The sequence below is a fragment of the Roseateles flavus genome, assembly GCF_039872765.1.
Classification (GTDB): domain Bacteria; phylum Pseudomonadota; class Gammaproteobacteria; order Burkholderiales; family Burkholderiaceae_C; genus Roseateles_B; species Roseateles_B flavus.
This window is the reverse complement of sequence record NZ_JBDPZC010000001.1, coordinates 347,962-367,310: the sequence shown is the minus strand read 5'-3', so window position 1 is coordinate 367,310 and position 19,349 is coordinate 347,962. Positions and strand designations below refer to the sequence as shown.

At 71.5% G+C, this 19,349-nt stretch carries 14 protein-coding genes; 9 read left to right on the top strand and 5 right to left on the bottom strand.

All coding sequences use genetic code 11. From position 1 onward, the window contains the following. Positions 1 to 31: 31 nt before the first annotated feature. Both ABDJ40_RS01605 and ABDJ40_RS01600 read left to right on the top strand, forming a co-directional pair. Complete coding sequence (locus ABDJ40_RS01605; RefSeq protein WP_347605233.1) at positions 32 to 1,549, top strand: CoA-acylating methylmalonate-semialdehyde dehydrogenase; 1,518 nt, start codon at positions 32 to 34, stop codon at positions 1,547 to 1,549. Positions 1,550 to 1,707: 158 nt separating this feature from the next. Further along, complete coding sequence (locus tag ABDJ40_RS01600) at positions 1,708 to 3,333, top strand: GGDEF domain-containing protein (protein WP_347605230.1); 1,626 nt, start codon at positions 1,708 to 1,710, stop codon at positions 3,331 to 3,333. Between the two features lie 18 nt (positions 3,334 to 3,351). Here ABDJ40_RS01600 and ABDJ40_RS01595 read toward each other — a convergent pair whose 3' ends face one another. After that, on the bottom strand, positions 3,352 to 4,515 hold the full coding sequence (locus ABDJ40_RS01595; protein WP_347605228.1) for a GGDEF domain-containing protein: 1,164 nt from the start codon (positions 4,513 to 4,515) through the stop codon (positions 3,352 to 3,354). Beyond that, on the bottom strand, positions 4,509 to 5,663 hold the full coding sequence (locus ABDJ40_RS01590) for a GGDEF domain-containing protein (RefSeq protein WP_347605225.1): 1,155 nt from the start codon (positions 5,661 to 5,663) through the stop codon (positions 4,509 to 4,511). The genes ABDJ40_RS01595 and ABDJ40_RS01590 overlap by 7 nt, the downstream gene beginning before the upstream one ends. A gap of 100 nt (positions 5,664 to 5,763) precedes the next feature. Between ABDJ40_RS01590 and ABDJ40_RS01585 the strand changes: the two genes are divergently transcribed. Next, complete coding sequence (locus ABDJ40_RS01585; RefSeq protein WP_347605222.1) at positions 5,764 to 6,510, top strand: SDR family oxidoreductase; 747 nt, start codon at positions 5,764 to 5,766, stop codon at positions 6,508 to 6,510. A 22-nt stretch (positions 6,511 to 6,532) separates the two neighbouring features. Here ABDJ40_RS01585 and ABDJ40_RS01580 read toward each other — a convergent pair whose 3' ends face one another. Together ABDJ40_RS01580 and ABDJ40_RS01575 are read right to left on the bottom strand one after the other, a co-directional pair. Continuing rightward, positions 6,533 to 8,068 carry a methyl-accepting chemotaxis protein gene (locus ABDJ40_RS01580; protein WP_347605219.1) on the bottom strand — a complete coding sequence of 512 codons (1,536 nt, stop codon included), beginning with the start codon at positions 8,066 to 8,068 and terminating at the stop codon, positions 6,533 to 6,535. Positions 8,069 to 8,156: 88 nt separating this feature from the next. After that, a complete protein-coding gene (locus ABDJ40_RS01575; protein ID WP_347605217.1) occupies positions 8,157 to 9,224 on the bottom strand; it encodes a septal ring lytic transglycosylase RlpA family protein in 1,068 nt (355 codons plus the stop codon). Between the two features lie 108 nt (positions 9,225 to 9,332). Here ABDJ40_RS01575 and ABDJ40_RS01570 point away from each other — a divergent pair, with 108 nt between their 5' ends. From ABDJ40_RS01570 to ABDJ40_RS01545, 6 genes are all read left to right on the top strand, one after another. Next, entirely contained in the window at positions 9,333 to 10,034 is a 702-nt protein-coding gene (locus ABDJ40_RS01570) for a fumarylacetoacetate hydrolase family protein (protein WP_347605214.1), read from the top strand. Between the two features lie 44 nt (positions 10,035 to 10,078). Beyond that, positions 10,079 to 10,957: a carboxylating nicotinate-nucleotide diphosphorylase gene (nadC, locus tag ABDJ40_RS01565; RefSeq protein ID WP_347605211.1), complete on the top strand. Its 879-nt coding sequence runs from the start codon at positions 10,079 to 10,081 to the stop codon at positions 10,955 to 10,957. Positions 10,958 to 11,029: 72 nt separating this feature from the next. Continuing rightward, positions 11,030 to 13,000, top strand: coding sequence for an RDD family protein (locus ABDJ40_RS01560; protein ID WP_347605208.1), 1,971 nt, complete (start codon positions 11,030 to 11,032; stop codon positions 12,998 to 13,000). Positions 13,001 to 13,143: 143 nt separating this feature from the next. Then, positions 13,144 to 15,057: a PAS domain-containing protein gene (locus tag ABDJ40_RS01555; RefSeq protein ID WP_347605205.1), complete on the top strand. Its 1,914-nt coding sequence runs from the start codon at positions 13,144 to 13,146 to the stop codon at positions 15,055 to 15,057. Then, positions 15,054 to 17,498 carry a two-component system response regulator gene (locus ABDJ40_RS01550; RefSeq protein ID WP_347605202.1) on the top strand — a complete coding sequence of 815 codons (2,445 nt, stop codon included), beginning with the start codon at positions 15,054 to 15,056 and terminating at the stop codon, positions 17,496 to 17,498. Before ABDJ40_RS01555 ends, ABDJ40_RS01550 begins: the two co-directional genes overlap by 4 nt. A 252-nt stretch (positions 17,499 to 17,750) precedes the next feature. After that, positions 17,751 to 18,737: a type 1 periplasmic-binding domain-containing protein gene (locus ABDJ40_RS01545; protein WP_347605199.1), complete on the top strand. Its 987-nt coding sequence runs from the start codon at positions 17,751 to 17,753 to the stop codon at positions 18,735 to 18,737. Between the two features lie 139 nt (positions 18,738 to 18,876). Here the strand turns inward: ABDJ40_RS01545 and ABDJ40_RS01540 are convergent, their stop codons facing one another. After that, positions 18,877 to 19,281 carry a hypothetical protein gene (locus tag ABDJ40_RS01540; RefSeq protein ID WP_347605196.1) on the bottom strand — a complete coding sequence of 135 codons (405 nt, stop codon included), beginning with the start codon at positions 19,279 to 19,281 and terminating at the stop codon, positions 18,877 to 18,879. Positions 19,282 to 19,349: the final 68 nt, after the last annotated feature.

Sequence of the window (19,349 nt, the reverse complement as noted above, 5' to 3'; positions counted from 1 at the left end):
CCGGCATCCACCTCTTCCCCGGAGCGACCCCATGAGCACCCCTGCCTACACCGACGCCCGCGAGCTGGGCCACTTCATCGCCGGCCAGCGCGTGGCCGCCCGCGGCGAGCGCCGCCAGCCCGTCTACAACCCCGCCACCGGCGCCGTGGCCCGCCAGCTGCAGCTGGGCACGGTGGAAGACGTGCAGGCCGCCGTGGCCGCCGCGCAGGCCGCCTTCCCCGCCTGGGCAGACACCCCGCCGCTGCGCCGCGCCCGCGTGATGTTCAAGTTCCTGGAGCTGCTGCATCGCCACCACGACACCCTGGCCGCCATGATCACCGCCGAGCACGGCAAGGTCTTCAGCGACGCCCAGGGCGAGGTCGCCCGCGGCATCGACATCGTCGAATTCGCCTGCGGCATCCCGCAACTGCTCAAGGGCGACTTCACCGAGCAGGTCTCCAACGGCATCGACAACTGGACCCTGCGCCAGCCCCTGGGCGTCGTGGCCGGCATCACGCCCTTCAATTTCCCGTTCATGGTGCCCATGTGGATGGCGCCGGTGGCCCTCGCCTGCGGCAATGCCTTCATCCTCAAGCCCAGCGAGCGCGACCCCTCGCCCAGCCTCTTCGTGGCCGAGCTGCTCAAGGAAGCCGGCCTGCCGGACGGCGTCTTCAACGTGGTGCAGGGCGACAAGACCGTGGTCGATGCCCTGCTGCACCACCCGGACGTCAAGGCCCTCAGCTTCGTCGGGTCCACGCCCATCGCCCAGTACATCTACGAGACGGGCGCCTCGCAGGGCAAGCGCGTCCAGGCCCTGGGCGGGGCCAAGAACCACATGGTGGTCATGCCCGATGCCGACATCGACCAGACCGTCGACGCCCTCATCGGCGCGGCCTACGGCTCGGCGGGTGAGCGCTGCATGGCCATTTCGGTGGCCGTGCTGGTGGGCGAGGCGGCGGACCGCATCATGCCCCGCCTGGCCGAGCGCGCCCGCAGCCTGGTCATCCGCAACGGCATGGACCCGGCCGCCGAGATGGGACCCATCGTGACCCGCGAGGCCCGCGAGCGCATCGAGGGCTACATCGCCCTGGGTGTGGCCGAGGGCGCCGAGCTGCTGGTGGACGGCCGCGGCCATCGGGTCGCCGGCCACGAAGACGGGTTCTTCACCGGCGGCACCCTGTTCGACCATGTCACGCCCGGCATGCGCATCTACCGCGAGGAGATTTTCGGCCCCGTGCTGGCCTGTGTGCGCGTGCCCGACTTCGCCACCGCGGTGGACCTGGTCAATGCGCACGAGTTCGGCAACGGCGTCGCCTGCTTCACCAGCGACGGCAATGTGGCCCGCGAGTTCGCACGCCGCATCCAGGTGGGCATGGTGGGCATCAACGTGCCCATCCCCGTGCCCATGGCCTGGCATGGCTTCGGTGGCTGGAAGAAGAGCCTGTTCGGCGACATGCATGCCTACGGCGAGGAAGGCGTGCGCTTCTACACCAAGCAGAAGAGCGTGATGCAGCGCTGGCCCGCCAGCACTCCCAAGGGCGCCCAGTTCGCGATGCCCACGCACCGCTGACCGCCACCTCGCACTCGGCCCGCCCTGTCATCTGGGTGACAGAGCGGGCCGCTGCCTTTGCGGTGGGCTCGCAAACGTGACGTCAGCACGCGGGGCTGACGCCGGTTTCGGCTACGCTAGCCGGCTTCGCTTCATTGCTGTTGAAGCCGACGCCCGAGATGCCCATTGCCCTCACCGACCGCCTGACCCAGTGCCTCAAGGAGGCCCGCGATGCCCAGCACGAGGCCACGCTGGAGCTGGGCCTCGCGCGGGCCGGCGAGGCCTGGACCCATGCCCGCCAGCTGGGTTTCCTGAGCGAGCAGATCGAGGCCGGCCGCCTGCGCGTGTACTTCCATTACCGGCGCGGCGAGCTGCAGGAGATGCTGGAGCTCTCCCAGGAGGTGCAGGCCCTCATGCGCCCGCTGGGCGCCAGCGCTCCGCTGTGCGAGCTGCTGCGCTGGACCAGCCTGGCCGCCTCCGAGCTGGGCGACTTCGAGACCGGCCTCAACTGCGCCAACGAGTGCCACGAGCTGGCCCGCGCCCTGGACGACAAGCGCGTGCTCGCCGCCGCGCTCAATGCGCTGGGCGCCTGCTTCGAGCGCATGGGCGACCCCTGGCAAGCCGAGCGGCTGATGAACGAGGCCGCCGCCCTGGTGCGAGACGAGGCCACGGCCTACGAGCGCGTCATCACCCTCAACAACCTCTGCACCACGGCCCTGGGCGAGTACCACCTGATGCGAGACAGCGGCCACGAGAAGGCTTGCCAGGAGGCCCTGCAGCGGGCCCTGCACTATGGTCGCGAGGTGCGGCCGCATGCCCGGCAGCTGGGCGAGCTCTATGCCCTGGCCCTCACCGACAGCAACCTCGGCGAGGTCCTGCTGCTGCTGGGGGAGCTGGGCGAGGCCGAGCCCTATCTGCGCGCCGCCCTGGCGCAGGCCCAGGCGCGGCAGTTCGACGCCCTGGCCGGCCGCGTGCACTGCAACCTGGCTGAGATGGCCCTGGCACAGGACGACCTCGCGCGCGCCTGGTCCCACGTGCTGGCCGTGCAGGACGAGACCACCGTGCTGTTCAACAGCTATCAGGCGCTGCGCCTGCATCGTGTGGCCTACCGCTGCGCCAAGGCCGAGGGCAACCTGGACGAAGCCCTGCACCACCTGGAAGCCTTCCAGCGCCTGGAGCGGCGGCGCAGTGTGGCCCAGCTGATGGCGCAGTCGCGCTTCTTCGTCAGCCGTCTGGAGGCCGAGCAGGCCCGGGCCGCGGCCGACCAGGCCCACCGCAAGGTCGATGCCCTCACCGCCCGCACCCAAGAGCTGGAAGCCCATGTCCAGCGCGATCCGCTGACCGGGCTGGGAAACCGCCGCTTCCTGGAGGCGCGCATGCCCGGCCTGATCCTGGACTGCGAGCAGCAGCAGCGCCCGCTGACCCTGGCCCTGATCGACGCCGATCACTTCAAGCAGATCAACGACCAGCACGGCCATGCCATCGGCGACGCCGTGCTGCAGCAGCTGGCCCAGCTGCTGCGCGAGAACACCCGCGGCAGCGACCTGCTGCTGCGCTACGGCGGCGAGGAGTTCCTGGCCGTGCTGCCGGACACCGTGGCGGACCGCGCCTTCGAGGTGTGCGAGCGCCTGCGCCAGAGCGTCGAGGCCCATGACTGGCAAGACCTGTCCCCCGGGCTGGCGGTGACGCTGAGCATCGGCCTGGCCAGCGCCCCGCCCTATTCGACGGACCTGCTCATCAGCCGTGCCGACGCCGCCATGTACCGCGCCAAGCACCTGGGCCGCAACCGCGTCGCCCTGGCCTGAGCCGCCGGCCCGGGTGGCTCACTCGCGCGACTGCACCAGGTTGCGTCCCTGCCGCTTGGCCTGGTAGAGGCCCTGGTCGGCCCGCATCAGCACCGCCTCGGGGCTGCTGTCTTCGGGTAGGACTTCGGCAATGCCAAAGCTGGCCGTCAGCCGTCGCTGCTCAGGCCCCCACAGCAGGGGCTGGGCCTCCAGGTTGGCCCGCATGCGCTCGGCCACCAGCGCCGCGCCGGCCAGGCCGGTGTCGCACAGGAGGATGAGGAACTCCTCTCCGCCCCAGCGCCCCAGGGCGTCGTCATCGCGCACACAGGGCTTGAGCGCGCCGACCAGGGCCTTGAGCGCCTGATCGCCCGCGCCATGGCCCAGGGTGTCGTTGAGTGCCTTGAAGTGGTCCATGTCCAGCAGCACCAGGGCATAGGGCTCGCCGCGCCGCCAGCGCGCATGGGCCTGCTCCATCGCCTGCCCGATGGCACGGCGGTTCAGCACCTCCGTGAGCGGGTCGTACAGCGTCAGCTTGCGGATGCGCAGGACCAGCTGCGCCAGCACCAGGAAGGCCACGACGGAGTTGACCACCATGCCCAGCACCAGCCCCGCCCACAGCCAGGCCACGTTGAAGCCGCTGCCGGAGCGCAGGTCCGGTGTGTTGCCCGGCCAGAGCAGGGGCTCGACGGCACGGGCCGCCAGCAGCAGGGTCAGAGCGCCCAGCGGGAAGCTCAGCGCCAGGGCGAAGGCCGGCCGCGTCCGGCTGCGCACCAGCCGGTAGGCCTGCCAGGAGGCCAGGCCCAGCAGGGGTGCCTGGATGCAGTAGAGCACCGTGCCATGCCAGCGCATGGGCCAGCCCATCACGAAACCTGGCATCAGCAGCAGGGCCAGAAGGCACAGCGCCAGCGGCCAGCGCCAGGGCGGGCGCCCCTCCTCCAGCCAGGCCGGCACGAGGCTCAGCAAGGCGAAGGCGGCGGTGCCGGTGAGATCCGCCGCATAGACCGTCAGCCAGGGCCGCTCCAGCCCGCCACGCAGGCCACTGAGCAGCAGGGCCGAGGCGAGCAGCACGTTGGCCGCCGCCATGCCCTTGGACGCCCGCGGCTGCAGCTTCAGCCCGAAAGCGAAGACCAGCCACAGCAGGCAGGCGATCAGCAGCACCAGCACGGTGGCGGCCACCAGGGTCTGGGCGCTGACGCTCAGCATGCCGCGCCCTCCACGGGCGGGGCCAGGCAGACACGGTTGCGCCCCTGGGCCTTGGCCTGGTACATGGCGCGATCCGCCGCCTCCACCAGCGCGTCGGCGAAACGGCCGGGGGCCGCCATCGCCAGGCCCAGGCTGGCCGTCAGGGGCCAGTGCCGGCCCTGCCAGCTCCACACGCTGGCGGCCAGCGCGGCGCGCAGCCGCTCGGCCAGGGCCTGGGCGCCGGCCAGGGGCGTGTCCGGCAGCAGCAGCGCGAACTCCTCGCCGCCATAGCGGGCCGCGCAGTCCTGCTCGCGCAGGGAGGCCTGCAGCAGGCGCGCCACGTGGCGCAGGGCGGCATCACCGGCGGCGTGGCCCAGCTCGTCGTTGATGCGCTTGAAATGATCGAGGTCCACCATCAGCAGCGCATGACAGCGGCCGCGCTGGGCCCGGACCTGCTGCCGGGCCAGCTGCTCCCGCAGTTCCCGCCGGTTGCACAGGCCGGTCAGCGGATCATGGCGGGTCAGGGACTCGATGCGCTGGATCAGCCGGCTCAGCACCAGGGCGATGAGCCCGCCGGAAATGGCCATGGCCAGGACCAGCCAGGCCGCCGCCAGCCCGGCATGACGGCGAGGGTCCTGCAGCAGCCAGCCTACGCCCGGCTCCTGCTGCGCCAGGGCAATGCCGCGCAGCAGCAGGAAGCAGGCCAACAGCGCATAGGGCGCCACCAGCCCCACGCGCAGCCAGCCGGCCAGCCCCAGGCTGCCCAGCAGCAGGTCGCGACCGGCCAGCAGGCACAGCGCGGCCATGCTCAAGGAGATGAGGGCGGTGGACAGGCCCGTCGACAGCCCCGACAGGCGGGCCAGGTCGGCGAACAGCCCGAGGGCCAGCAGGCTCAGCAAGTCCAGGCGCTGCTGGCGCAGGCGCAGCAGCTGGCGAAGGCCCAGACTCAGCATCCCGAGGGCCATCAGCGTGCAGATGCCGGCCAGCGCCTGGACCGGCCCGGGCCCGGCCAGCAGGGGCGGCAGCATGAGGGCCTGAGCCCCGGCCAGCAGCACGCAGGCCTGACGGGCGACACGAAAGGGAAAGGCCAGCAGCAACCAGACGCCCACCGCCAGCGCACCGAACAGGGCGTTGACCAGGAGCAGGGTGTTGGAATCCAGTTCGATCATGCGTTGCGGGGCAGGCCTGGGACGGACTCAGCTCAAGGCCAGCCATCTTCCCAGAGATTGGCCCCGCTGATCCTATCCGTTTGAACCCACAATGAGGCCCATGCGCAAAATCATCCTGATCACAGGCGCCAGCCGCGGCATCGGCGCGGCGACCGCCCTGCGCTGCGCTCAGGCCGGCTATGACATCGCCCTCAACTACCACCGGGACGCCGCCGCCGCCGAGCGCATCGCCGCGCAGGTCCGCGCGCTGGGCGCCCAGGCCCTGCTGCTGCAGGCCGACGTGGCGGATCCGGGCCAGGTCCTGGCCCTGTTCCAGCGCCTGGACCAGCAGCCCGCCCCGCTGTGGGGCCTGGTCAACAATGCCGGCGTAGTGGCCCCCAAGGCACGGCTGGACGAGATGGCGCCCGAACGCTGGCAGCGCGTCTTCGCGGTCAACGTGATGGGCAGCCTGCTGTGCGCCCGCGAGGCGGTGAAGCGCATGAGCCGGGCGCACGGCGGCGCGGGGGGCGCCATCGTCAACCTGTCCTCGCGTGCAGCGCTGCTGGGCTCGCCGGGGCTTTACGTGGACTATGCGGCGAGCAAGGCAGCCATCGAGGCCTTCACCGTGGGCCTGGCCCGCGAGGTGGCGGCCGAGGGCGTGCGCGTCAACGGCGTGCGCCCCGGCATCATCGCCACCGACATCCACGCCGACAGCGGCATGAGCGAGGCGCTGGCCTCGGCAGCGGCCGGCATCCCCATGCAGCGCCTGGGCCGCGCCGAGGAGGTGGCGGAGGCCATCGCCTGGCTGCTGTCCGAGGCCGCCAGCTACACCACCGGCACGATGCTGGACGTCACCGGCGGTCGCTGAGCGCGGCAGCAGTCCTTCCGCCTCAGCTCAGGCGGAAGGACCCCACGATGCCCGCCAGCGCCTGGGCCTGCTGGGCCAGACTGGCCGCGGCGGCGGTGGACTCCTCGACCATGGCCGCGTTCTGCTGGGTGTTGTGGTCCAGTTGCGTGATGGCGACGTTGACCTGGGCGATGCCGGCGCTCTGCTCGCGCGTCGCCGTGGAGATATTGCCCAGCATGGCCGTCACCTGCTGCACCTGCTCGACCAGCTCGCCCATGGTCCGCCCCGCCTCCGCGGCCACCACGGCGCCGCTCTCGACCTGCGCGACGCTCTCGCCAATCAGGGCCTTGATCTCGCGGGCCGCCTGCGCGCTGCGCTGGGCCAGGGTGCGCACCTCGCCGGCCACCACCGCGAAGCCGCGGCCCTGCTCGCCGGCGCGTGCGGCCTCCACGGCCGCATTCAGGGCCAGGATGTTGGTCTGGAAGGCGATGCCGTCGATGACACCGATGATGTCGGCGATCTTCTTGGAGCTGCTGTTGATCTGGTCCATGGTGCTGACCACGCGGCCCACCGCCTCGCCGCTGCGTTCGGCCGTGCCGGACGCCTCGTGGGCCAGGGCGTTGGCCTGCTCGGCGGAGGCGGCGTTGTTCTTCACCGCGGCGGCCATCTGGTCCATGGAGGCGGCGGTCTGCTCAAGGGCCGAGGCCTGCACCTCGGTGCGTGCGCTGAGGTCATGGCTGGCCTGGGAGATCTCGCTGGAGGCGCCTGAGACCGTCCCGGCGCTGTGATGGATCTGCTGGACGGTCTCGACCAGGCCCTGCTGCATCTCGCGCATGGCCTGCAGCAGCTGGCCGATCTCGTTGCGCTCCTGCAGGTCGGAGCGCTGGCTGAGATCGCGTTCCCGGATGGCACCGGCCAGGCGCAAGGCCTCGCCCAGGGGCCGCATGATGGCGGCCACCGTGCGCCAGGCCAGCACCAGCGCGGCCACCAGGGCCACGGCGAAGATCAGCAGCACGATCATCACGGAGCGGTGGTAGGTCGCCTGGCTCAGCTGGTACTCCTGCTCGGCCACCTTGAGCTGCTCGTCCACCAGCTCGGACACTGCCCCGGTGAAGGGGTCGATGGCCGGGTACATCTCCTTGGTGGCGAAGGCCTCCAGCGCCTCGCGGTCCTGCTTGCCCAGGATGCCACGCAGCTTGGCGGCCGCCGCCTCGGCAGCCCCCTTGAGCGGCTTGGCCTTGGCCAGCAGAACGGCTTCATTGCCCTCGATCTTGGTGGCGATGTACTCGCCCCAGTACTTGGCGATGTCGCGCTCGGCTTCATCCAGCAGGCGCAGGGCGGCACCCATCTCGACGGTGCCGGCCCGGACCTTGTGCGTGGTGTCCACGATGTTGACCGCGTAGGCGTCGGAGACTTCCTTCAGCTGCTTGAGCGGCACCACCCGGTCCTGGTAGACGGTCTGCATGCTGTCGTTGACGCGCCCCAGCGCGTAGAGGCTCCAGCCCCCGCTGATGCCCAGGAGGACGATCAGCAGGACCGAGAACAGGATCAGTCGACTTTTGATGCTGCTGAACTGCATGGCAACGCTCCGGATTCGGTGGACCTGTGCCGCCGACTGTAGCGCCGGGTGTCCAGCAGGGCCAGGACTCTGCGCACGGAGCGTGGCGTCAGCGCCTCTCGACGATCAGGGGTGTCAGGGCCAGGGCCTGGCGCATGCGCTCGGCGGCCGAGCGGGCGTCCTCGCGGCTGGCATAGGGGCCGGCCTGCAGGCGGTGCATCTGCGCCTCCTTGAAGATGGCCAGCAGGGGCGACAGCCAGTCCAGCTCCTGGCTGAGCCGCTGCCGGAAGGCCTCGGCGCCATCCATGCGGTTGAAGGCCCCCAGCTGGACCCAGAAGCCCTTGCTTGCGGCCTTCGGCGCGGTGCCGCCCTCGGGAATGGGCTGGCTCACCGCCTCGGGGACTGGGGTCGGGGTCAGGTCTTGCGGCAGGGCGGAGCTTGTCGTGACAGCGCCGGCGGGCAGGGTCGCCGGCAGCGTCGTGGCGACGGCCTGGGGCACGGCGGGGGCAGGTGTTGCGCCAGGCCGGGCGTCCCGAGCCTGCGCCAGGCGGGTGCCTCCGTCGCGCCGCTGCCAGGCCCCGGTGCGGATGTCCTCGTAGGTGATGCGCTCCACTTCGACGGGCGTGACGCCGCGCAGGATGTCCAGCTTCAGCGCGGCCGTGTAGCTGAGGTCAACGATGCGGCCGGGGTGGAAGGGCCCCCGGTCGTTGACGCGCACGATGACCTCGCGTCCGTTGGCCGGGTTGCGCACCCTGGCGTAGCTGGGGATGGGCATGGTGGCATGCGCCGCGGTCATCGCGTACATGTTGTAGAGCTCGCCGCTGGAGGTCGGCCGCCCGTGGAACTTGCGGCCGTACCAGGAGGCCAGGCCGCGCTCGGCCAGCGGGGCGTCGTCGGTCATGGGCTCGTAGCGCTGGCCCAGGGCCTCGTAGGGCTTGTTGGGGCCGCCCTTGCGGATGGGCTCCAGGCGCGGCTCGGCATCGGGCACCTGCATCAGGTTGGGCGGCACCTGGGCCTCGGGGCCGTCGCGGTCGGAGGCGGGCGCCCGCGAGGGCAGGCTGGCGGGCGAGGACACGGGCGCGCGGCTGGCGCAGCCGCCCAGGATCGCCAGCGCGGCCAGCCATGCTGGACCGGTGCGGCGCCAGGCGAAGGAAATGGCGGGGAGCATTCTTGACATGGCGCAACCCTAAACCATGGCGCGGGCCTCGCCAAGAATGTCCAGGGATTTCGACCTCCGCCGCGCCCGCCTTGTATGCTGCGGGCTTCGTCGCAGAGGCCATGCTCCATGAACAGCGCCTACATCTTCACCCCTCCCGAGCAGCCCAGTGCCGCGGTGCGTGGCACGGACCGCCGCTATGCGGTCTCGCGCATCTTCTGCGTGGGCCGCAACTACGCCGCCCATGCCCGCGAGATGGGCGGAGATCCCAGCCGCGAGCCGCCCTTCTACTTCACCAAGCCGGCCTCGGCCCTGGTGCCAAGCGGCACCACGGTGCCCTATCCGCCCGGGACCCAGGACTACCACTATGAGATGGAGCTCGTGATCGCCCTGGGCGCGCCGGTGTTCCGGGTGAGCCCCGAGGTGGCGCGCGCCGCCATCTGGGGCTTCGCGCCCGGCCTGGACATGACCCGTCGCGACCTGCAGGCCGAAGCCAAGAAGGCCGGCCGGCCCTGGGACGTCGCCAAGGGCTTCGAGCAGTCCGCCGTGCTGGGCGAGCTGGTGCGCACGGCCGAATGCGGGCCCATGGACGCCGGTGCCATCACGCTGTCCGTCAACGGCGTGCAGAAGCAGCGCGGCGACCTGGCCGACATGATCTGGAACGTCGCCGAGATCGTGGCCAATCTGTCCCAGTTCTATCACCTGAAGCCGGGCGACCTCATCTACACCGGCACGCCCGATGGCGTGGGCCCCGTGCTGCCCGGCGACCGCCTGGCCGGAGAGATCGCCGGCCTGGGCGCCCTCGCCCTGACAATCGGCCCTGCCGAATGACGACGGACGCCCGCGAGTCCTCCCCGCTTCCCCCGCCCCCTGCCATGTTCGACCACGACGAAACCCTGCAAGAAGCGCGCGAGCGCAACATCCGCGATGCCCTGTTCGAGGACATCGGCCGCTGCGACTGGACGGCACAGCTGGTGCCAGCCGGGCGGCAGGTCAAGGCCCATGTGCGGGTCCGCGAAGAGGCCGTGCTGTGCGGCCGCGACTGGTTCGAGGGCGTGTTCAAGGCCCTGGACCCCGCCAGCCGCATCGCCTGGTGCTACGAGGAAGGCGCCCGCATGCAGGCCGACACCCTGGTCTGCCACATCGTGGCCGACGGCCGCGCCCTGCTCAGCGCGGAGCGCCCGGCGCTGAACTTCCTGCAGCTGCTCTCGGCCACCGCCACGCTGACCCGCCAGCACGTGGACGCCATCGCCGGCGCCAGTCCCACTGCGCGCGGCTGCGCCGTGCTGGACACCCGCAAGACCGTGCCGGGCCTGCGCCTGGCCCAGAAGTACGCGGTGCGCGTGGGCGGCGGCGCCAACCAGCGCCTGGCCCTCTACCACGGCATCCTGATCAAGGAGAACCACATTGCCGCAGCGGGGGGCGTGGGCGCCGCGCTGCGGGCCGCCCAGGCACTGCAGTCGGGCGTGGACATCCAGATCGAGGTCGAGTCCATCGCCGAGCTGCGCGAAGCCCTGGACGCCGGTGCCACCAGCGTGCTGCTGGACAACTTCAGCGAGGCCATGATGCGCGAGGCCGTGGCGCTGAACGCCGGGCGGGCGCTGCTGGAGGTGTCCGGCGGCGTGGCCCTGGACCAGCTGCGCTGGATCGCCGCCACGGGCGTGGACCGCATCTCCATCGGCCGGCTGACCAAGGACATCAAGGCCGTGGACTACTCCATGCGCGTCGAGGGCCCCGTCGACACCCCGGCCTGAATACCCCGGCGCCTGCGTACACTCCCGGGGCTGAACCGCCGGGCCCGGGAGCCTCGGCCCCGAGGGAGTGACATGGATCCAATCTTCAAGCCCAGACCCAAGCTGTGGCCCGCCGGTCTGGTGGTCCGGGTACAGGCTTTCTGCATCGACGCCCTGCTGCTGGTGCTGCTGGGCGCGCCCGTCCTGTGGGTGAGCCAGCACCGCCTGGTCAGCCGGCTGGACGACTTCAGCCCCACCAGCCTCTTCGTCAACTGGCTGCTGCCGGCGCTGTACTTCGTCGGCTTCTGGGCCTGGCAGGGGGCGAGCTTCGGCATGCTGTTCAGCGGCATCCGGGTGGTCGACTTCTATTCGGGCGAGAAGCCCACACTCAAGCAGACGCTGCTGCGCTGGGTCGGGGCCCTCGTCTCCCTGCTGCCGCTGGGCCTGGGCCTGTGGTGGTCCGCCGTGGACGCCCGGGGGCAGAGCTGGCATGACCGCCTGGCCGGCACCCAGGTGGTCTGGCGCCGCGCGCGTGCAGAAGGCGAGCCCGAGGAGCTGGGCTATGTGCTGCGTCACTGGCGCGGCGAACAAGGCCTGGCGCAGAGCTTCTGGATCAACAACCTGCTGCTGGCCACGCCGCTGGCCATGCTGATCACCGGGCTGATGAGCTGGATCGGCGCCAAGGGCGAGCACCTGCAGGCCAGCGCCATCGCCGTGATGGTGGGCTGGCCCCTGATGCTGGCCCTGGACACCTGGTGCGTGGTCGGGGCCTGGCGCTCCGCGGGCAACTACCTGCGTCACCACGGCGCCGCGCTGTGGGGCTACGGCGCCCGCCTGCTGATGGGCCTGGGCATGCTGCAGGTCGCCGCCTCGCTGCTGGTGGGCTTCCTGCCCCAGCTGGGTGAGTACTGGCAGATGGCCCGCGGCATCGACCCCATCGGCCGCACCGAGTTCCACCTGGCCGAGGACGGCACCACCGTGCGCATGGAAGGTCCCATCGGCATGGGCGATGCCACGCGCCTGGACACCCTGATGAAGGCCCAGCCCCAGCTGCAGCGCTTCGAGCTGCAATCGCCGGGCGGCCGCCTGCACGAGGCCGAGCGCATGGCCGAGATGATCTCGGGCCGCTCCGGCGCCAGCGCCTGGGTGGTCGAGCACTGCGAGAGCGCCTGCACCATCCTCTTCCTGGCCGCGCCGTCGCGCCAGCTGATGCCCGAGGCCCGCCTGGGCTTCCACCGGGCCTCTTCCGGCACCTACAACCCGGTCTTCGACGAGCTGGCCAACCAGGAACTGGAAAAGACTTACCGCAAGCTCAACCTGCCGGACTACTTCATCAACCGCACGCTGAAGACGCCCTCGCGCAGCATGTGGTATCCCACCATGGACGAGCTGATCAGCCACTCGCTGATCCCCGAGCCGCCCAAGACCCTGGACATCTTCCTGCCACCGGGCGCCGACAGCCCGCTCAAGGCCTATGTGGAGGCCCTGCGCGCCAACCCGGCCTGGTATGCGCTGGAGGGCCGCTTCTCCGGCAGCATCGAGCTGGCCGCCCAGCGCATGCAGGCCGCCCGCCAGGCCCAGCTGCCTGAAGACGCCGTGCAGGCCGCCGGCTACATGGTGGCCGCCGAGCAGATGGGCACCCTGGTCCACGAGCTGCAGCCGGTGCTGCGCCACCAGCTGGTCCGCCAGGTGGAGGCCCAGCTGCGGGCGGCCAAGGCGCAGAGCCCCGAGGCCTGCCAGGGCCTGCTGGGCGGGCAGCTCATCCTGCGCCGCCTGCTGCCCCTGGAGCTGCATGTCACCGACAGCCACTGGATGCAGGAAGCCGCCAATTCACCGCGGGCCCGCCGCAGCTCCAATGTGCCGACACCCGTCGAGCTGGAGGTCGTGCGCCGCCGCCTGGGGCCGCTGGCGCCCGGCATGCTGGCTCACTGGTGGGGCGCCCAGCCGGGCGTGCCGGCAGCGCCGCGCTGCGAGCAGGTCCTGCAGATCCTGGACCAGCTGGGACGCCTGCCCGTGCAGCAGCGGGAACTCGCCGAACGGCTGATGTTCCAGCGCCCGGCCTGACCCCCGCCGAGGGCATCGCCGCGTCGGCACGACAGGCGGCATGCACAACGATGGCGCAGGCCTCGCGCCACGGCTAGACTGGCCGTCAGCCCGGGCTGCTGCAGCCCCGGCCAAGCCAGGGAGTGGCCGCATGCATTCGCTTTTTGAGGAAGATCGGCAAGGGGTTCACCGGCCAGACCCCGGCCCGCGCGGGCACGGGCGGGCTGCAGGGCGGAGCGCCTGAGATGCTGGCGCCCGCCTTCTCGCCCCCGTCCAGCCCGCCGCCGCTGAGCGACGCCACCCTGGACCTGCTCTTCGCCAGCGAGCTCCCCGTGGGCCTGGCCGTGCTCGACCATGAGCTGCGCTACCGGCGCATCAATCCCACGCTGGCCGCCTTCAACGGCGTGCCGCCCGCGCAGGCCCTGGGTCGTTGCGTGAGCGAGGTCCTGCCCCTGGCCTGGCCGCAGCTGCAGCCCCTGCTGCGACGCGTGCTGGATGCCGGCGAGCCGCTGCTGGGCTGCGAGTTGCTGCTGGAGGTGCCCAGCCGGCCTGGCGAGCTCTCGCAGTGGGAAGCCAGCTACCTGCCCATCCGCGGTGGCGATGGCGGCGTGCAGGGCGTACTCGTGCAGGCCGTCAACAAGAGCGTCCAGCAGGAGGCCGAGCGCCGGCAGCGCACCAGTGCGGCCCGGCTGCGGCGGGTGCTGGACAGCCTCTTCGCCTTCGTGGGTGTGCTGGATCTCGACGGCACCGTGCTGGAAGCCAACCGCGCACCGCTGGAGGCGGCCGGCATCAGCCTCGAGGAGGTCCAGGGACGCCCCTTCTGGGACACCTACTGGTGGAGCTACGACCCCGCCATGCAGCACTGGTTGCGCGAGGCGGTGCACGCCGCGGCACAGGGTCAGGTCGTGCGCCAGGACGTGGTGGTGCGCATGCGGGGCGACGCCCGGGTCACCGTGGACTTCATGCTGGCCCCCATGCTGGACGACGAGGGCCGCGTGCTGCATCTCGTGCCCTCGGGCATCGACGTCTCGGACCGCGTGGCGGGCGAGCGGGCCCTGCGGGCGAGCGAGGCCCGCTTCCGCAGCGTCTTCGAGGCCGCGCCCGACGGCATGACCCTGGTCGACGTGCAGGGCCGCATGCTGCTGGCCAACCGCGCCATGGGCCGGCTGTTCGGCAGCGAGGCCAGCGAGCTGGTGGGCGGCTGCATCGACCGCCTGGTGCCCACCACGGACCGTCCCGCCCATGCCGACCACATCCGCTCCTACTTCGCCGATGCCCAGCCCCGCCTGATGGGCAAGCGCAAGCGGCTGCAGGGCCTGCGCTCGGACGGCAGCCTTTTCAACATCGAGGTGGGGCTGAACCCGATCCCGGGCAGCGAGCCGCCCGAAGTGCTGGCCACCGTGGTTGACATCGACGACCGCCTCGCCGCCCAGGCCCTGCTGGAGCGGGCACTCAAGGAAAAGACGGCGCTGCTCAACGAGGTGCACCACCGGGTGAAGAACAATCTGCAGATCGTCTCCAGCCTGCTGCGGCTGCAGTCCCGCCACGTGGACGAGCCGGTGCGCGCCGTGCTGCGCGAGAGCCAGAGCCGTGTCAAGGCCATGGCCCTCACCCACCAGCTGCTCTACGAGCGCAGCGACTTCTCCGCCCTGGAACTGGGCCCCTACCTGAGCCGCCTGGCTGCCCTGCTGCGGGAGGCTTATGTGGAGCCCGGCAAGGACATCGCCATGCAACTGGACCTGCCCGGCGAAGGCCTCAGCATCAGCCTGCAGGCGGCCGTGCCCTGCGGCCTGATCGTCAACGAGCTGGTCACCAATGCGCTGAAGCACGCCTTCCAGCAGCGCAGCCAGGGCTGCATCCGCATCCGGGCCACGCGGGATGCCCAGGGCCTGTTCGAGATCGAGGTCGCCGACGACGGCCCGGGCATGCAGGCCCTGCCCGACAACGACCAGTGCCAGACCCTGGGCTACCAGCTGATCCCCTTGCTGGCCGATCAGCTCGAGGCACGGCTGGCCCTGGTGGCGGGGCCGGGCACCTGCATCCGCCTGGCGTTCAGGCAGCCGGGGGGTGCGGCATGAGCACGGCCGGTGAGCGCGCCGAGGTGCGCATCCAGATCGTCGAGGACGAGCGCATCGTGGCCCTGGACCTCAAGCAGGACCTGGAGTCCATGGGCTACCGCGTCTGCGGCGTCGCGGCCTCCGAGAGCCATGCCCTGGAGCTGGCGCGGCGCGAGCCGCCCGACCTGGTCCTCATGGACATCAACCTCGGCGCCGGCGGCGACGGCACCCGCGCCGCCAAGCGCCTGATGGACGAGTACCGCGTGCCCGTGGTCTACCTCACCGCCTATGCAGAACCCGAGACCCTCAAGCGGGCCGGCCTGACCGCGCCCTATGGCTACCTGCTCAAGCCCTTTGAGCTGCGCGAGCTCAACGCCACCATCCACATGGCCCTGGCCCGGCGCGAGGTGGAGCGCCAGGCCGAGCGCGCCGAGCTGCGCTATCGCCTGGCCCTGGATGCCGGCCGGCTGGGCGTGCTGGAGTTCGGCGCCAGCGGCAACGAGCTGGAGCTGCACGGCCATGCGGCGCTCCTGTTCGAACAGGCCGGCCTCCCGCCCGCCCTGACCCGCGAGGCCTTCATGGCCCGGTTGGATGCCGTCTCACAGGCGCGGCTCGGCACCCTGCGCTCGCAGCCCGGGCAGGACCTGCATGCCCTGGCGCGCTGGCAGCTGGGGCCGCAGCGCCAGCTCTGGCTGGAGATCCACGCCCGGCACTTCGCGCAGGAGGCCCGCATCATCGGCGTGTTCCGCGACGTCAGCAGCCAGGTGGACTCCGAGGCCCAGCTGCGCCAGGCTGCGGTGGTGTTCGAGTCCGCCGCCGACGCCATCGTGATCCTGGACGTGGACGGCCGTCTGCGAGCCGTGAACCCCGCCTTCTGCACCCTGACCGGCTGGGCGGCGGAGGAGGTGCTGGGCACGCGGCTGACCGACATCCTCCACACCCAGCGCCAGACCGACCTGCTCCTGCACGACCCCCACAACCAGGCCGAGCCCCGCCATGGCGAGGTGCTGTGCAAGCGGCGCGACGGCAGCCAGTTCCCCGCCTGGGAGCATGTGGCCCCGGTGTTCTCCGACGACGGCCGCCTGAGCCACCAGGTGCTGAGCTTTACCGACATCTCCGCCCTGCGCAGGGCCGAGACGCAGATCCAGCACCTGGCCTTCCACGACGCCCTGACCGGCCTGGGCAACCGCCACCACATGGACTACTGCCTCAAGCAGTTCATCGGCGCCAGCGATGCCAAGCCGGAGGGCGGCGGCTTCGCGCTGTGCTTCCTGGACCTGGACGGCTTCAAGGCCATCAACGACACCCTGGGCCACCACCGCGGCGACGAGCTGCTGGTCGCCATCGCCCAGCGGCTGTGCGCCTGCCTGCGCCGCTCGGACGTCGCCATCCGCCTGGGCGGGGACGAGTTCGTGATCCTGCTGAGCCAGCTGGCGCAGCGCGACGCGCTGCTGGCCCTGGCCGACAAGCTGCTCGCGGCCATCCGCGAGCCCGTGCAGCTGGAGGGGGTCGAGCCGGTCTCGGTCTCGGCCAGCCTCGGCCTGGCCCTGTTCCCCGAGCATGCCAGCACGGCCGACGAGCTGGTGAAGGCCGCGGACACCGCCATGTATGCCGCCAAGTCCGCCGGCCGCAACCGCTGCGAGATCTACGACAGCCACCTGGCCGCCCGCGCCGTGGAGCGCCTGCAGATCGAGCAGGGCTTGCGCCGCGCCCGCGTCGGCGAGCAGCTGCAGCTGCACTGGCAGCCCATCGTCGAGCTCGCCAGCGGCCGCGTGCTGGGAGCCGAGGCCCTGCTGCGCTGGCAGCATCCGGAGTACGGCGCCATCAGCCCGGAACGCTTCATCCCCATCGCCGAGGAAAGCGGCCTGATCGAGGACATCGGCCGCGCGGTGCTGCAGGAGGCCTGCCGCCAGGGCCGCGCCTGGCTGGACGCCGGCCTGCACCTGGAGCGCATTGCCGTCAACGTCTCGGCGCGCCAGCTGCAGCGCGAGGGCTTCGTCAACGCCGTGCGCCAGGCCCTGCTGCAGCATGCCTTCCCGGCCGATCGCCTGGAGCTGGAGCTCACCGAGAGTGCCCTGCAGACCGTGGACAGCGGCCAGCGCCTGCTGGGCGAGCTGCGCCGCCTGGGCGTGAAGCTGGCCATCGACGACTTCGGCACCGGCTTCTCCTCGCTGTCCATGCTCAAGTACTTCCCGCTGGACCGCCTCAAGATCGACCGCAGCTTCATCCGCGACCTGGAGACGGATGCCAACGACCAGGCCATCACCCGCGCCATCGTGGCCCTGGCCCGCGCCCTGGGCCTGGCCCTGACGGCCGAGGGCGTGGAGAGCGCGGCGCAGCGTCAGGCCTTGCAGGCCCTGGGGGTGGAGGAAGCCCAGGGCTGGCTGTTCAGCAAGGCGGTCCCGGCCCATGAGTTCGCACTCACCCAGCTGCAGGCCGAGCTGGCGCGACACCTGCACTGAGCGCGCCCCAGCCCCCGGTATTAACCCGCAGGACTGACGCCCCGGCATCGCACACGGCCGCGCCCCGGCGCCGCCTTTCCTGTGCAATACGCCGCTTTGCCGCGAATTAGGCAGCTCGGCCCATCGCTTCTGCGCGCTTTCCCTCAGACAACCTGCGCCCGGCTTGCATAGCATGCGAATGCGCTGACGGGAGTGTCGTTCCCCATGGAGAACGGCGATGCAAAGCGATTCATAAAACGTCGAAGGGACCCCATGTTGAACATCCAGCCTGCCCGCCCGGCCCGCTCACTCACGGCCGCCCTGCTGGGCTTGGCCCTGGCTGCCCCCGGGCTGGTCCAGGCCCAGAGTCTCAGCATCGGCGCCATCCTGCCGGAGTCCTGGCCCAGCACCAGTCAGGCCGAGGACATGCGCGACGGCATGACCCTGGCCCTCAAGACCACCTCCCTGCAGCCCGCACCCAAGCTGGTCGTCAAGGACAGCGGCTGCGACGCCCGGAAGGCGCAGGCGGCGGCGCAGTCCTTTCTCACCGCCAAGGTGGACCTGGTCATCGGCGGCTTCTGCGTGCTGGGCGAGGTGCCCTCCATGCTCAAGGCGGCCAATGTGCCCATGGTGTCGGCCAATGCCGAACGGCTGAAGAGCCATGACGGCCTGCTGCAGCTGGGGCGTGTGGGCGCCGGGGTGGCCGAGGAGATCGCGGCCAAGCTGCGCTCCCAGACCGGCCTGCGGGTCACGGCGTCCAGCACGTGCTGGATCGATTTCGAGACGCCGGTCTCCGAGAAGTACGACGCCGGCCTGTGCCCCGCGCTCAGCGTGGACAAGGGCCGCTGGGCCGAGGTCGCCGCGTCCTATGAGGCGGCCTTCCGCAAGCCCTTCAGCGTGTCGGCGGCCCGCGGCCATGCGGCCATGGAGGTGGCCCTGGCCTACCTCAAGCGCCAGCGCAATGCCTCACGCGCCGTCGCGGCCAGCGAGGCGCTGGGCCAGCGCACGGTGCTGGGCCAGGCCCTGGCCCGGGACGGCATCGTCCCCGACGATGCCCTGCAGCTGAGCTTCGCCACCCGCCCGGTCAAGGCCGGCAGCCGTGACGCCCAGGCCATGGACCAGCTGGTCAAGGCCAAGAGCTGCGAATGCAAGGCCGGCCCCGAGTGCGGCAAGGGCACGCCCTGGGCGGGCATGCCTTTCACGGTGGTGCCGCCCGGCAGCAAGCCCGCGTCCTGCCCCCAGGTGCTGGCCAGCCGGTGAGACGGCCCGGGCCAGCGCCGCGCTCGCGCGAACCCTGGCACACCGCACTGCCCTGACCACGGCCGGCGCCTTGCCGGCCGTTCTTCATGGAGCCGACCCCGGCGAGCCCGGCAGTGGACGCCCGGACAGCGCCACGTACTCACATCGGCAGCCAGGCTTTGAGCGACAGCTGGCGCCGCGCGTCCTGCCGGGCGAGCATCCGCGCCGGGGCGGCTTCCGGCTCGCCATCCGGCGCCGAGGCCTTGCGCACGGCCTGCGCGGCAAAGCCGGCGGACAGGGACGGCAGCGCCTCACCCGCAGCCGCCTGTACCGGCGGCCGGCGGCGCGGCGCCTCGCCAGTGCCCTGCGCCGCGGGATGGGGATGCGGGCGTGCCTGCCGACTGGTCTGCGCAGGCTGCTGGCTCGCCCGCGGCTGGAGGAAGCCGGGGGTGGTGTCGGGACGTGCGCTGGCCAGCCACCAGGCGCCCGCCAGCAGCGCAGCCAGCGACAGCAGGGCCAGCATGGGCCACCCCCAGCGGCGGCCGGTCGATTGCTTGTCAATCATGGTGAGACTCCAGACTCGGGAAGGACGAGCATGGCAAGCCGCACTCCCGGCGGCATCCGTCACTCTTG

Bases quoted from the DNA above. Each gene is read 5' to 3' on its own strand.
- ABDJ40_RS01600 (WP_347605230.1), top strand. From the start codon at position 1,708: ATGCCCATTGCCCTCACCGACCGCCTGACCCAGTGCCTCAAGGAGGCC.
- nadC (WP_347605211.1), top strand. From the start codon at position 10,079: ATGTTCGACCACGACGAAACCCTGCAAGAAGCGCGCGAGCGCAACATC.
- ABDJ40_RS01595 (WP_347605228.1), bottom strand. From the start codon at position 4,515: ATGCTGAGCGTCAGCGCCCAGACCCTGGTGGCCGCCACCGTGCTGGTG.
- ABDJ40_RS01590 (WP_347605225.1), bottom strand. From the start codon at position 5,663: ATGATCGAACTGGATTCCAACACCCTGCTCCTGGTCAACGCCCTGTTC.
- ABDJ40_RS01580 (WP_347605219.1), bottom strand. From the start codon at position 8,068: ATGCAGTTCAGCAGCATCAAAAGTCGACTGATCCTGTTCTCGGTCCTG.
- ABDJ40_RS01540 (WP_347605196.1), bottom strand. From the start codon at position 19,281: ATGATTGACAAGCAATCGACCGGCCGCCGCTGGGGGTGGCCCATGCTG.
- ABDJ40_RS01570 (WP_347605214.1), top strand. From the start codon at position 9,333: ATGAACAGCGCCTACATCTTCACCCCTCCCGAGCAGCCCAGTGCCGCG.
- ABDJ40_RS01550 (WP_347605202.1), top strand. From the start codon at position 15,054: ATGAGCACGGCCGGTGAGCGCGCCGAGGTGCGCATCCAGATCGTCGAG.
- ABDJ40_RS01545 (WP_347605199.1), top strand. From the start codon at position 17,751: ATGTTGAACATCCAGCCTGCCCGCCCGGCCCGCTCACTCACGGCCGCC.
- ABDJ40_RS01605 (WP_347605233.1), top strand. From the start codon at position 32: ATGAGCACCCCTGCCTACACCGACGCCCGCGAGCTGGGCCACTTCATC.
- ABDJ40_RS01585 (WP_347605222.1), top strand. From the start codon at position 5,764: ATGCGCAAAATCATCCTGATCACAGGCGCCAGCCGCGGCATCGGCGCG.
- ABDJ40_RS01575 (WP_347605217.1), bottom strand. From the start codon at position 9,224: ATGTCAAGAATGCTCCCCGCCATTTCCTTCGCCTGGCGCCGCACCGGT.
- ABDJ40_RS01560 (WP_347605208.1), top strand. From the start codon at position 11,030: ATGGATCCAATCTTCAAGCCCAGACCCAAGCTGTGGCCCGCCGGTCTG.